11 protein-coding genes are annotated in these 13,793 nt (G+C 63.0%); 10 read left to right on the top strand and 1 reads right to left on the bottom strand.

Going from position 1 to position 13,793, the window contains the following annotated elements; genetic code table 11:
- The first annotated feature begins 24 nt into the window (after nucleotides 1–24).
- The 8 genes from xylA (at nucleotide 25) to JOE60_RS16235 (ending at nucleotide 11,012) form a co-directional block, all read left to right on the top strand.
- The gene (xylA, locus tag JOE60_RS16200) at nucleotides 25–1,212 is read left to right on the top strand and encodes a xylose isomerase (protein ID WP_167267665.1); all 1,188 of its coding nucleotides are present in this window, start codon (nucleotides 25–27) and stop codon (nucleotides 1,210–1,212) included.
- Between the two features lie 84 nt (nucleotides 1,213–1,296).
- Entirely contained in the window at nucleotides 1,297–2,721 is a 1,425-nt protein-coding gene (xylB, locus tag JOE60_RS16205; RefSeq protein WP_167267667.1) for a xylulokinase, read from the top strand.
- A gap of 69 nt (nucleotides 2,722–2,790) precedes the next feature.
- Nucleotides 2,791–3,777 (top strand): LacI family DNA-binding transcriptional regulator, encoded by a 987-nt coding sequence (locus JOE60_RS16210; RefSeq protein ID WP_167267781.1) that lies wholly within the window; start codon nucleotides 2,791–2,793, stop codon nucleotides 3,775–3,777.
- Between the two features lie 75 nt (nucleotides 3,778–3,852).
- Nucleotides 3,853–5,823: an FG-GAP-like repeat-containing protein gene (locus JOE60_RS16215; protein ID WP_167267669.1), complete on the top strand. Its 1,971-nt coding sequence runs from the start codon at nucleotides 3,853–3,855 to the stop codon at nucleotides 5,821–5,823.
- A 205-nt stretch (nucleotides 5,824–6,028) separates the two neighbouring features.
- On the top strand, nucleotides 6,029–7,822 hold the full coding sequence (araB, locus tag JOE60_RS16220) for a ribulokinase (RefSeq protein WP_239528892.1): 1,794 nt from the start codon (nucleotides 6,029–6,031) through the stop codon (nucleotides 7,820–7,822).
- Complete coding sequence (locus JOE60_RS16225) at nucleotides 7,819–8,526, top strand: L-ribulose-5-phosphate 4-epimerase (protein WP_167267671.1); 708 nt, start codon at nucleotides 7,819–7,821, stop codon at nucleotides 8,524–8,526. The genes araB and JOE60_RS16225 overlap by 4 nt, the downstream gene beginning before the upstream one ends.
- 45 nt (nucleotides 8,527–8,571) lie before the next feature.
- Nucleotides 8,572–10,104, top strand: a complete 1,533-nt coding sequence (araA, locus tag JOE60_RS16230) for an L-arabinose isomerase (protein ID WP_167267673.1) — start codon at nucleotides 8,572–8,574, stop codon at nucleotides 10,102–10,104.
- Entirely contained in the window at nucleotides 10,101–11,012 is a 912-nt protein-coding gene (locus JOE60_RS16235) for an aldose epimerase family protein (protein WP_167267675.1), read from the top strand. Before araA ends, JOE60_RS16235 begins: the two co-directional genes overlap by 4 nt.
- Nucleotides 11,013–11,073: 61 nt before the next feature.
- Here JOE60_RS16235 and JOE60_RS16240 read toward each other — a convergent pair whose 3' ends face one another.
- Entirely contained in the window at nucleotides 11,074–12,090 is a 1,017-nt protein-coding gene (locus JOE60_RS16240) for a LacI family DNA-binding transcriptional regulator (protein ID WP_167267677.1), read from the bottom strand.
- A 125-nt stretch (nucleotides 12,091–12,215) separates the two neighbouring features.
- Between JOE60_RS16240 and JOE60_RS16245 the strand changes: the two genes are divergently transcribed.
- Complete coding sequence (locus JOE60_RS16245; protein WP_167267782.1) at nucleotides 12,216–12,629, top strand: L-rhamnose mutarotase; 414 nt, start codon at nucleotides 12,216–12,218, stop codon at nucleotides 12,627–12,629.
- On the top strand, nucleotides 12,626–13,792 hold the full coding sequence (gene rhaI, locus JOE60_RS16250) for an L-rhamnose isomerase (protein ID WP_167267679.1): 1,167 nt from the start codon (nucleotides 12,626–12,628) through the stop codon (nucleotides 13,790–13,792). Before JOE60_RS16245 ends, rhaI begins: the two co-directional genes overlap by 4 nt.
- Nucleotide 13,793 lies beyond the last annotated feature (1 nt).

A 13,793-nucleotide genomic window follows, 5' to 3' on the forward strand; every position in this document is an offset into this window, starting at 1 on the left:
CCCAGTGCTTTGCAAAGGAGCAAAATGACCCCGCAGCCCACCCCCCAGGATCGCTTCACCTTTGGCCTCTGGACTGTCGGCTGGACAGGTGCCGATCCCTTCGGCGTAGCAACCCGTCCGGCGCTGGATCCCGTGGAAGCCGTCCACAAGCTCAGCGAGCTTGGCGCTTACGGCATCACCTTCCATGACAATGATCTGATCCCCTTCGACGCCACGGCGTCCGAGCGCGATCTGATTCTGAAGAACTTCAAGTCCGCTTTGGCCGAGACCGGCCTGAAGACCCCCATGGTCACCACCAACCTCTTCAGCCACCCCGTTTTCAAGGACGGCGGCTTTACCTCCAACGATCGCTCCATTCGCCGCTTTGCGCTCAGCAAGATCCTCCGGAACATCGACCTCGCTGCCGAACTGGGAGCCGAGACCTTTGTTATGTGGGGCGGCCGCGAAGGCAGCGAATACGACGGTTCCAAGGATCTGTCCGCAGCGCTGGACCGCATGAAAGAGGGCGTGGACACCGCTGCGGGCTACATCAAGGAAAAGGGCTACGGGCTGAAGATCGCCCTGGAGCCCAAGCCAAACGAGCCCCGCGGCGATATCTTCCTTCCCACGGTGGGTCATGGCCTTGCCTTCATCGCGCAACTGGAACACGGCGACATTGTTGGTCTCAACCCGGAAACCGGCCACGAGCAGATGGCAGGCCTGAACTTCACCCACGGCGTCGCCCAGGCCCTGTGGGCCGGCAAGCTCTTCCACATTGACCTCAATGGCCAGCGCGGCATCAAGTACGATCAGGACCTGGTTTTCGGCCACGGCGATCTCACCAGTGCCTTCTTTACCGTGGACCTCCTGGAGAACGGCTTCCCGAACGGCGGACCCACGTACGACGGCCCGCGACACTTCGACTACAAGCCTTCCCGCACCGATGGCTACGACGGCGTGTGGGAATCCGCGAAGTCCAACATGTCCATGTACCTGCTGCTCAAGGAACGTGCCTTGGCCTTCCGTGCGGATCCCGAGGTCCAGGAAGCACTGGCCACCTCCGGCGTCTTCGAACTGGGTGAGCCCACCCTGAACGCCGGCGAGACCACTGCCGACCTTCTGGCCGACGCCACCGCCTTTGAGACCTTCGACGCCGATCAGGCTGCGGAGCGCTCCTTCGCTTTTGTGCGGCTCAACCAGCTGGCCATCGAGCACCTGCTCGGCTCGCGCTAGTCTGCATCCACCCGCCATAACACCGCTGGTGGGCGTGCCGGGCTCATCCCGTAGCACGCCCACCCGCGTCCCAAAGGAATATTCATGCCTCTCGTAGCCGGGATCGACAGTTCCACCCAGTCATGCAAGGTGGTCATCAGGGATTCTGATACCGGCGCGCTGGTCCGCCAAGGCCGCGCGTCCCACCCGGAAGGATCCGAGGTCCATCCGGAACATTGGTGGGCCGCACTCCAGGAAGCAATTGCCCAGGCCGGAGGCTTGGATGATGTAGATGCCTTGGCCGTGGGCGGCCAGCAGCACGGCATGGTGTGCCTGGACCAGGACGGGGAAGTGGTTCGGCCCGCACTGTTGTGGAACGACACCCGCTCCGCACCCGATGCGGAGCAACTGATTCTTGACGCCGGCAATGGTGACGCCGCAGCGGGAGCATCCTTCTGGGCCGCCACCACGGGTACTGTCCCCGTGGCCTCGCTCACCGCTACCAAGCTGCACTGGCTGGCGCGGAACGAACCGGAAAGCGCGCAACGGACAGCGGCGGTGTGCCTCCCCCACGATTGGTTGTCATGGCGTCTGGCCGGCCACGGTCCCGGGACCGGCTCGTTGGACATGCTGCGGACAGATCGCTCCGACGCCTCAGGCACCGGGTACTTCTCGGCAAGTACGGGTGAATACCTGCCGGACGTCCTGGAAAACACCCTCGGCCACGTTCCTGTTCTTCCAGCCGTTGTTGGCCCCATGGACGTTGCTGCCAAGACCCCGGGCGGCGCTTTAATAGGACCAGGGGCCGGTGACAACGCAGCAGCAGGTCTTGGCGTGAGCGCCGGCGTCGGGGATGTCGTGATTTCCATCGGCACGTCCGGGACCGTGTTCGCGGTGTCGGACACGCCCGCGCAGGATGCAACCGGCCTGGTGGCGGGATTCGCGGACGCCACCGGCAACTACCTTCCCCTGGCATGCACCCTTAACGCCACCCGGATCTTTGATGCCACGGCAACCCTGCTGGGAGTGTCACTGAAGGAATTGGGAGAGCTCGCATTGTCGGCCCCGGAAGGTGCCGACGGCCTCTCCCTGGTCCCTTACTTCGAAGGCGAACGGACGCCCAATCTCCCGGATGCCACGGGCTCCCTTCATGGACTCACACTGTCCAACTACACTCCCGCCAATCTGGCCCGGGCAGCAATCGAAGGTGTGCTGTGTTCCCTGGCTGATGGGCTGGCGGCACTTCAACGTCAAGGCGTCACAGCCCGGCGCGTCATCCTGGTGGGCGGCGGCGCGCAGTCCCAAGCGGTGCAAACTGTGGCAGCGGCAGCGTTCGGATTGCCGGTGTTCGTGCCCACGCCCGGCGAATACGTTGCTGATGGTGCGGCCCGGCAGGCAGCCGCCGTCCTCACCGGTCACTTGCCCGACTGGCAGCTGGAGGGCGTCAACGTGCAGGCGCGGGGTACGGAGCAGCCAGCAGCGTTCTTGGGAACCTACCGTCATTACGCCGCGAAGGTAGCCGCTGGCTGATCAGGGGCCTGGGTGCTTTATCGTGACAGGGTGAGCTCTGAACAATCCACATCAGCCCGCCCGCCCGTCATGGAAGACGTAGCCCGTGTGGCAGGGGTGTCTCACCAGACTGTCTCCAGGGTGCTCAATAACCATCCCAACGTGAGCACCAAGACCCGCGAGCGCGTGGAAGATGCCATCACTGAGCTTGGCTACCGCCGCAACACAGCCGCCCGCAGCCTGGTCACGCGGCGGTCCCAAACCATAGGTGTGCTGGGCAGTGAGATGGCCCAGTACGGGCCATCCCACACCCTCCTGGGCGTGCAGCAGGCAGCGAGGGACGCAGGGTATTTTGTGAGTGTTGCCGGGTTGAGGGAAGTCACTCCGGAGACCATCAAAGACGCCGTGGCCCACTTCATGGATCAAGGCGTGGACGGCATTGTGGTCACCGTGCCGCACCCGGGAACGTTTGAAGTCCTCCGGGATATTGCCGCCCAAGTGCCATTGGTGGCGGTGGGTTCCAGCGGTGATGAGCAGCTGAGTGGTGCCACAGTGGATCAGCGCGAGGGGGCACGCCTGGCCGTTCAGCACTTGCTGGACCACGGCCACAGCAGCATCGGGCACTTGTCCGGACCGGCCGACTGGATTGATGCCGCAGCCCGCATCGAGGGCTGGAGGGAGGCCTTGACGGACGCTGGATTCGAGCCGCAGACCTTGATCGAGGGCGACTGGAGCGCGGAATGCGGCTATCGGGCAGGGCTCACCATTGCCCGCGACCGCACAGTGACCGCGCTTTTTGTGGCCAACGACCAGATGGCCCTGGGTGTGCTCCGTGCCTTCCACGAAGCCGGCGTCAGGGTTCCGGAGGATATCAGTGTGGTGGGCTTCGATGACCAACCCGAATCGGCCTATTTCATCCCACCCCTGACAACAGTGGCCCAAAACTTCGAGGAGTTGGGGCAGCGCTCCATACGGCTGCTGTTGGACAGGCTCGACGGTGGGACAACCGTTGAGGCCGCGACCGTCACTCCCCACTTGGTGGTGCGCTCCACCACGGCCCAGCCTCCCACCAAGTAAGCCAGCCAAGGCTTCGCCGCCAAAACGGTAGTTGGATGGCAAGATGTCAGACGCCTGGCGTTAGTCTTTGGTTTCATGCGCACCCTTACCCCTCGCAGCGCCACGGCGGCCGTCGCACTGGCCGTTGTGCTTGCAGCGTCACCACTTTCGCCGTCCCCTGCAACCGCCGCACCAGCGGTGGTCAGCAACATCCTTCTTGACCAAGGCCTAAAGTCTGTGGCGGTTGATCCGACCACTCAAACGCTGTACGCCATTAATAGCTGGACCAACACAATGTCCGTCGTTAGCGGAACTTCGGTGGTGGCCACAATTCCAGTGGGCGAGCGCCCATGGGACGTCGCCGTTGACCCGGCAACCCATACTGCCTACGTCAGCAACATGGACAGCAATAACGTAAGCGTCATTAGGGACAATAAGGTAACGGCAACGATCCCCGTTGGCCTGCGTCCCTTCAGCGTCGCAGTCGACTCGAAGACCCACGCCGTCTACGTGACGAACACCGTTGGGCGGTCGGTTTCCGTCATCCAAGGCACCACGGTCACCTCCACTGTCATCATCGATGGGGATCCCACGGATGTTGCCGTGGATTCATCAACGGGCACAGCCTACGTTGCGAGTTTTTCGACGAAAACGGTGACGGTTCTGAACGGGTCCGAGGTCGTGGGTACGATCAAGGTTCCCGGAAATCCGACTGCTCTCGCAGTAGATCAGGCGACACGCTCTCTTTACGTTGCCAGCATGGACGACAACGCAATTTCGATCGTAAATGGAATGAGTATTGCGGCGACCATACCTTTGGGGTATACCCCAGCGGACATCGCACTGGACCCTTCTTCGCATACTGCTTACATACTTGACGCCGGAGAGAGCACCGTCGCCATGCTCCGGGGAAATGCCGTGGTTTCTACCCTCCCGGTGGCTGCTCAGCCTCGGGGCATCGCCGTCGATACCAGCAGCGGCAATGTTTTTGTCGCGAGTGAGCAAACAGGTGCAATTTCCGTCATTCGGGAGGGCGCCCCATCATCTGCTCCTAAGCTGACCCTACAGGGGAGCCTTCCCAACGCATCGGTTGACGACAGCTATTCACAGCGCTTTACTGCAACCGGGTCACCTGCTCCCCGCTTCGCTGTAACCAACGGGTCGCTGCCGCCCGGCCTGGCCTTGGAGCCAACAACGGGACTGCTCTCGGGAAGACTGAACGCCAAGGGTATTTTTACCTTCAGAATCACTGCCAGCAACGGGGTAGGAACCGATTCTGTATCCCCTCAGCTTGCAATCACTGTGGCGGCAACCCGCCCCTCGAGAGACTTCTCTGGTGACCATAAGTCGGACGTCCTGGCGCGGGATGCGGACGGCCGACTCTGGTTGTATCCCGGAGATGGAAAGGGCGGATGGCAACAACGGAGCCAAGTCGGCCAGGGGTGGAATTCGATGAACGCGATCATCAGCCCCGGGGACTTCAACGGAAACGGATGGTCAGACGTGATGGCCCGCGATGCGAAGGGCAGCCTCTGGCAATATGGCGGAACAGCGGATGGTTGGGCAATCCCATGGCCTGCTGGAACCGGCTGGAATGTCATGAATGCCCTGGTTACTCCCGGAGACTTTGATGGCGATGGCTCGGTTGACGTGTTGGCACGCGAAGAAAACGGAAGCCTTTGGCTATATCCCGGTGACAATGACCATTTCTGGCATCCCCGCTCCCAGATTGGTCAGGGCTGGAACGTTATGACGTCGATCACCGGCACAGGTGACTTTAATGGTGATAGTCACTCCGACGTCCTGGCCCGGGACAGCAGCGGCACCTTGTGGCTTTATCCCGGCAACGGTAAGGGCGGCTGGAACGCGCGAACTCAGGTCGGTTCAGGTTGGAACATTATGAATTCGATGACGAGTCCAGGAGACTTCGACGGCGACGGCAATGTTGACGTTATGGGCAGGGACTTGGCTGGCAATTTGTGGCTCTATCCGGGCGATGGTCGCGGTGGATGGAAGTCCAGGTCCCAGATCGGCCAAGGCTGGAATGTAATGACCGCCCTCATCTAGGGTCACCTACCACACCCAATCGAACCTAAGGGCTGGCCGGATACCTTCGCCGCTATGTACTTGCCATAGCGCTGAAGGCATCCGGCCTTTCACATTGGCGCTCTTGACATCAAAGTTGTGAGCGCTAACAATTGCTTACAGACGTCCTTCACTTTTCCACCCCGACCCCCGGCAATGAGGCCCTGGCCAGCCGGATGGAGACCCCATGAATACCTCTGAAAACCTCCCGCTCGATGAGCAGTTTGTCATCGGCGTGGATTACGGAACCCTGTCCGGGCGCGCCGTCGTTGTGCGTGTCTCGGATGGCGCCGAGCTCGGCAGCGGCGTGTTTGAATACCCGCACGCAGTGGTGGCTGACACGCTCCCCGGCAGCGGGCTGCGCCTCCCCGCAGACTGGGCGTTGCAAGTACCCAACGACTACCGCGATGTCCTGCGCAATGCCGTACCGGCCGCCGTCGCCGAAGCCGGGATCAACCCGGAGAACGTGGTGGGCATCGCCACCGACTTCACCGCCTGCACCATGGTCCCTGAAACGGCCGACGGAACTCCGCTGAACGAACTGGAGCGTTTCGCTGACCGACCCCATGCTTTCGTGAAGCTGTGGCGCCATCACGCTGCGCAGCCGCAGGCTGACCGGATCAACCAGCTGGCTGAAGAACGTGGCGAGGCCTGGCTTCCCCGCTACGGCGGATTGATCTCCTCTGAGTGGGAGTTCGCCAAGGGACTGCAGCTCCTTGAGGAAGATCCTGAAGTTTATGCCGCCATGGACCACTGGGTTGAAGCGGCCGACTGGATCGTCTGGCAGCTGAGCGGCAACTACGTCCGCAATGCCTGCACCGCGGGTTACAAGGGCATTTACCAGGACGGCAAGTACCCGTCAGAGGATTTCCTTGCAGCCCTCAACCCTGATTTCCAAGGGTTCGTCGCAGAAAAGCTGGAGCACACCATTGGTCGGCTGGGTGACGCCGCAGGCTACCTCACAGAGGAAGCTGCTGCCTGGACAGGCCTCCCGGCTGGTATCGCGGTAGCCGTGGGCAACGTGGACGCCCACGTCAGTGCACCCGCAGCGAACGCCGTTGAGCCGGGACAACTCGTTGCGATCATGGGCACCTCCACGTGCCACGTCATGAACGGCGATGTCCTGCGCGAAGTACCCGGCATGTGCGGGGTTGTGGACGGCGGAATCGTGGACGGACTCTGGGGTTACGAGGCCGGCCAGTCAGGCGTCGGAGATATCTTTGGCTGGTTCACCAAAAACGGTGTGCCGCCCGAATATCACCAGGCTGCCAAAAAGCAGGGAAAGAGCATCCATGAGTACCTCACGGATCTCGCAAGGACACAGGCCATTGGCGAGCACGGCCTGATCGCATTGGATTGGCACTCGGGGAACCGCTCGGTGCTGGTGGACCACGAACTGTCAGGGGTGGTGGTAGGCCAGACTCTGGCCACCAAACCTGAAGACACCTACCGTGCCCTGTTGGAAGCGACCGCGTTCGGCACACGCACCATTGTGGATGCGTTCCGCGATTCCGGCGTCCCCGTCAAGGAGTTCATTGTGGCGGGTGGGCTGCTGAAGAACACGTTCCTCATGCAGGTCTACGCGGACATCACCGGTTTGCAGCTTTCCACGATCGGCTCTGAACAGGGTCCTGCGTTGGGCTCCGCGATCCACGCCGCAGTAGCTGCTGGGAAGTACAAGGACATCCGCGAAGCCGCTGCCGCCATGTCCGCCGCTCCCGGTGCCGTCTACACCCCAATTCCCGAAAACGTGGCAGCGTACGAGGTCCTGTTCCAGGAATACAAGACACTGCACGACTACTTCGGCCGGGGAACCAACAACGTCATGCACCGCCTGAAGTCGATCCAGCGCCAGGCGCGCGGCACCAGCCCTGCAACCAGCGCCAGCGCGGGTGCCGCCCAACCGGCGTCGAACTCCTCCTCCGGCGCTGCCGGCTCCGACACTGCCGGCTCCGACACTGCCGAGCGGGTGTCCGCATGAGCCAGCTTCTGGACACCATCGCCAAGGTCCGCAAGGACGTCTGCGAGCTCCACGCCGAGTTGACCCGGTACCAGCTGGTGGTGTGGACCGCCGGCAACGTATCGGCCAGGATCCCGGGGTATGACCTGATGGTGATCAAGCCATCTGGCGTCTCTTATGACCAGCTCACCCCGGACCACATGGTGGTTACGGACCTCTACGGCACCCCTGTCCGGGGCATGAATACCGGCAGCGCAGGAACCGTGGATTGGGGAAACCCGGATCTCTCGCCGTCTTCCGATACCGCCGCCCACGCTTACGTGTACCGGCACATGCCCGAGGTAGGCGGCGTGGTCCACACCCACTCCACGTACGCCACCGCGTGGGCCGCGCGGGGCGAGGAAATCCCCTGCGTGCTGACCATGATGGGTGACGAATTCGGCGGACCCATCCCGGTGGGGCCGTTCGCGCTCATTGGGGATGACTCAATCGGCCAGGGAATCGTGGACACTCTGAAGAACTCCAACTCACCGGCCGTCCTGATGCAGAACCACGGCCCGTTCACCATCGGCCCGTCAGCCCGCGCCGCGGTCAAGGCTGCGGTCATGTGCGAGGAAGTGGCCAGGACGGTCCACATTTCCCGCCAGCTCGGCGAGCCGTTGCCCATTGAGCCGGCGAAAATCGATTCCCTTTTCCACCGCTACCAAAACGTTTACGGCCGCTGACGCGCCGCCGCGTCCGCCACTGACCACCCTTACCAGGAGCCCCTCATGCCCGAATCCAGCAAGAACGCCAACAACACGTCCCTTGACCAGTACGAGGTCTGGTTCCTCACCGGCAGCCAGCACCTGTACGGCGAGGACGTCCTGAAGCAGGTTGCTGCCCAGTCGCAGGAGATCGCGAACGTCCTGAACGCGGCCGGTGACGTGCCGGTGAAGCTCGTGTGGAAGCCGGTCCTCACCGATTCCGAAGCCATCCGCCGCACCGCGTTGGAGGCCAACGCGGATGATTCCGTCATTGGCGTCACTGCCTGGATGCACACGTTCAGCCCCGCCAAGATGTGGATCCAGGGCCTGGACGCCCTCCGCAAGCCGTTGCTGCACCTGCACACCCAGGCCAACCGGGACCTGCCGTGGGCAAACATCGATTTCGACTTCATGAACCTCAACCAGGCTGCCCACGGCGACCGCGAGTTCGGCTACATCCAGTCGCGCCTCGGCGTGCCGCGGAAGACCGTCGTCGGGCACGTCAGCAACCCTGAGGTGGCCCGCCAGGTGGGCGCCTGGCAGCGCGCCTCGGCCGGTTGGGCCGCCGTGCGGACCTTGAAGCTGACCCGTTTTGGTGACAACATGCGCAACGTTGCCGTCACCGAAGGCGACAAGACCGAAGCCGAGCTTCGCTTCGGCGTCTCGGTGAACACGTGGTCCGTCAACGAGCTCGCTGATGCTGTACACGCGGCCGCAGAGTCCGACGTCGACGCCCTGGTTGCGGAGTACGAGCACCTCTACGAGGTGGCCGACGAACTAAAGAAGAGCGGCGACCGCCACGAGTCGCTGCGCTACAGCGCAAAGATCGAACTGGGCCTCCGCAGCTTCCTGGAAAGCAATGGTTCCGCCGCGTTCACCACCTCCTTCGAGGACCTGGGCGAATTGCGCCAGCTGCCGGGCATGGCCGTCCAGCGGCTCATGGCCGATGGCTACGGCTTCGGCGCAGAGGGAGACTGGAAAACCGCCATCCTGGTCCGCGCAGCCAAGGTCATGGGCGGGGACCTGCCCGGCGGAGCCTCCCTCATGGAGGACTACACCTACCACCTGGAACCGGGCAGCGAGAAGATCCTGGGCGCCCACATGCTGGAAGTCTGCCCCTCACTGACCGCCACAAAGCCGCGCGTGGAGATCCACCCGCTGGGCATCGGCGGCAAGGAAGACCCCGTCCGCATGGTCTTCGACACCGACGCCGGCCCCGGCGTTGTCGTCGCACTGTCCGATATGCGCGACCGGTTCCGCTTGGTCGCGAACGTGGTGGACGTCGTCGACCTCGACCAACCGCTCCCCAACCTGCCCGTGGCCCGCGCGCTCTGGGAGCCGAAGCCCAACTTCGCCACCTCCGCCGCCGCGTGGCTCACCGCCGGCGCCGCCCACCACACGGTATTGTCCACGCAGGTGGGCCTGGAGGTATTCGAGGACTTCGCCGAAATCGCCAAGACCGAGCTCCTCACCATCGACCAGGACACCACCATCAAACAGTTCAAGAAAGAACTCGCTTGGAACGCCGCCTACTACAAGCTGGCCGGCGGCCTGTGAGTAACGAATTCACGCTGACCGCGGGCGGTTACTCAGCAATTGTGACCGCCCGCGCGGCGGCGCTGCGCGTCCTGCAGTTCCAGGGCCGGGACTTGGTTGTCCCATTTCCTGAGGGTGGGCCCATCCCGGACTACCGCGGAATCATTGCCGCGCCGTGGCCCAACAGGACAGCGGACGGCACCTACAGCTTTGACGGCGTGGAATACCACCTGCCCATCAATGAGCCGGAGAGGGGCACCGCCCTTCACGGCTTGGCGTTCCCGCTGGACTGGGCACTCAAGGAATCCGACGCCGGTTCGTTCACCCTCACCTGCGCGGTGGGGCCCACCGCGGGCTACCCGTTCGCACTGGAACTTTCGGCCCGTTACGTGCTGGACGAATCGGGGCTGCACACGTCCGTTACGGCCGTCAACGCCGCCGATATGGCCGCGCCCTATGGCGTCTGCCCGCACCCCTACCTGGTGGCCGGGTCTTCGCCCTTGGACCAGTGGGAGTTGGATTTCAGCGCTGAATCGTTCCTTGAGGTCACCCCGGACAGGTTGCTGCCTGTGTCGCTGGCAGCCGTGGAGGGGCACGCTTTCGACTTCCGCGCCCAGCGCGCCATCGGCAGCACTGAAATCGACCACGCCTTCACGGGACTGACGTTCGACGACGGCCTGGCGCGGCTTTCCGTGCGGGACCCGGCGGGCACCGGCGTCGGGAACTCCGGCGTGGGTATGTCCTGGGACGAAAGCTGCCAGTGGCTGCAGATCCACACGGCTGACAAGCCGGAGCCGATCCCCAGCCGGATTGGCCTTGCCGTTGAGCCCATGACCTGCCCGCCGAATGCCTTCAACAGCGGCACGGACCTGATCCGCCTGGAACCGGGCGCCCGGCACACGGCGTCCTGGAGTATCTACGCACTGTAGTTCACCCAACTGGGTCGCAGTTAAGCGCGTTTTGACCGCTCAAAACGCGCACAAATGCGACCTAGTTGGATGCGCCGGCTGTGCTTTGGCGGACCACGAGTTCGGGAGTGAACACCACTGCCCGGTGCTTGGTTCCGCCGTTCTCCTGCTCCTCCGCGAGCAACTCGATTGCCGTGCGGCCCAGCGCTTCCGTGGGCTGGCGGATGGAGGACAACGGGACCACGGCGGAGATGGCGAAGTCGATGTCGTCATACCCGATCAACGCTATGTCCTCGGGGATTTTCACCGTTCGCAGCATGGTCAACGATTGCATGACGCCAAGCGCCAGGAGGTCGTTGGAGCAGAAAACAGCTTCCGGACGCTCCTCCGGCGAGCGCTCCACCAGCGTGTTGCCCACCTGCCTGCCCGCCAGGACGGTTTGACCGGCGGAATCCAGGACCTCGATGCCGGCTCCGGCAACTTCGGCCACCGCCCGCTGTGCACCCTTGAGTCGGCTGGCCACCTGACGGATGCTCGGGGTACCGACAAAAGCCAGACGACGGCGGCCCAGGTCCAGCAGGTGCTTGGCGGCCAGGTACCCGCCTTCCTGGTCATCCACGGAAACGGAGCTGCAGCGGTCAGTGTCCGCGAGTTCATCCACCAGAACAGTGGGGACGCCCCGTTCGCGGAGGGTATCGATCCGCGCCGTTACGTCTCCTACGGGGGAAATCAGCAGGCCCTGGACGCGCTGCTCCTGGAACAGGTCCATGTAGTGCGCTTCCCGGGTGGCGTCCTGCCCGCTGTCGCCCACCAGCACTGCGCTGCCCAGAGCCGTGGCTGCATCCTCGGCTGCACGCGCTACTGAGGAGAAGAAGGGGTTGCCCACGTCCAGCACAATCAGCCCAATGGTCCGGCTCTGGCCGGCACGGAGTTGCCGGGCCGCATCATTGCGGACGAAACCCAGCTCGGCGATGGATTTCAGGACTCTTTCTTTGGTTCGCGGGGAGACCCTGTCCGGATAGTTCAGCACGTTGGAAACGGTTCCCACCGCCACTTGGGCGTGGGTTGCAACGTCTTTGATGCTGGCTGTTGGGGACATGCTTTCCGATCTCCGGTGGCTGCCGTCAAAGAGCTGGAAACGCCTTGACACTTTCCTCGGGGCGAGGGTAGTTTGAATCGTAACAAATGAAACGATTCAAAGACGAGTACCCCGGAGAACTTCACATGAGGGTTTGTTTCCGCTCTTCCGTCCAGCCGGCACTGATGGACCAATACAAGCAGCGCCACGCCGCCGTATGGCCGGAGATGCTGTCCGCACTGAAAAGCGCAGGGTGGAACAACTACTCCCTGTTCCTCGCCCCGGACGGCCAGCTGATCGGCTATTTGGAATGCGAAGACTATGCAGACGCGCAAGCCCGGATGGCGCTGACAGACGTCAACGCCCGCTGGCAATCGGAGATGGCCACTCTGTTCGCCAACAGCGACCTCCCTCCGGATCAGGGCTTCGAAATCGTCGAGGAAGTTTTCAACCTCGAAGACCAGCTCGCCGCCGCAGGCATCGCAGCATCCGGCGGCAGCACCAGCAGCACCAACCACCCAGAACACGCAGAGCACTCAGACCAAAGGGAACAAGCATGAACACCACAGAATCGGCCCTGGGCCGTCTAGGGGAACTGGCCATTGAAGTGCCGTCCTGGGCCTATGGCAACTCCGGCACCCGGTTCAAGGTCTTCGGCACCGCGGGTACTCCCCGCACCGTTCAGGAAAAAATCGCCGACGCCGCCAAAGTCCACGAGCTCACCGGCTTGGCCCCGACGGTGGCCCTGCACATTCCGTGGGACAAGGTGGATGACTACTCCGAACTCCGCGAATACGCCGCAGGCTTGGGTGTTGGGTTGGGCACCATCAACTCCAACACTTTCCAGGATGACGAGTACAAGTTCGGCTCCCTGACTTCCTCCAATGAGTCCGTGCGCCGCCGCGCGATCGATCACCACCTTGAGTGCATCGACATCATGCACGCCACAGGATCCAAGGACCTGAAGATCTGGCTGGCTGACGGCACCAACTACCCTGGCCAGGACGATATGCGCGGCCGACAGGACCGCTTGGCCGAGTCCCTGCAGGAGATCTACACGGGCCTCGGTGATGAGCAGCGCTTGGTGTTGGAGTACAAGTTCTTCGAGCCGGCTTTCTATCACACCGATGTTCCGGACTGGGGTACCTCCTACGCGCAGACCCTTGCCCTGGGCGAGAAAGCCTTCGTTTGCCTGGACACCGGCCACCACGCGCCGGGCACCAACATCGAGTTCATCGTGATGCAGCTCCTGCGCCTGGGCAAGCTGGGTTCGTTCGACTTCAACTCACGCTTCTACGCCGATGATGACCTGATTGTTGGCGCAGCTGACCCGTTCCAGCTGTTCCGCATCATGCACGAGGTCATCCGTGGCGGCGGTTTCGGCAAGGATTCCGGCGTCGCGCTGATGCTGGACCAGTGCCACAACCTGGAAGAGAAAATCCCGGGACAGATCCGCTCGGTGCTCAACGTCCAGGAAATGACAGCCCGGGCCCTGCTGGTAGACACCGCGGCACTCTCCGAAGCCCAGCGTGCCGGGGATGTCCTGGCTGCCAACGGCATCTTCAACGATGCCTTCTACACTGACGTCCGCCCGATCCTGGCCGAGTGGCGCGAATCCCGCGGCCTGCCCGCCGATCCGATGGCTGCGTACAAGGCCAGCGGTTACCAGAAGAAGATCAACGAGGACCGCGCAGGCGGCCAGCAAGCCGGATGGGGCGCGTAAA

It is taken from the genome of Paenarthrobacter ilicis (genome assembly GCF_016907545.1).
Lineage (GTDB): Bacteria > Actinomycetota > Actinomycetes > Actinomycetales > Micrococcaceae > Arthrobacter > Arthrobacter ilicis.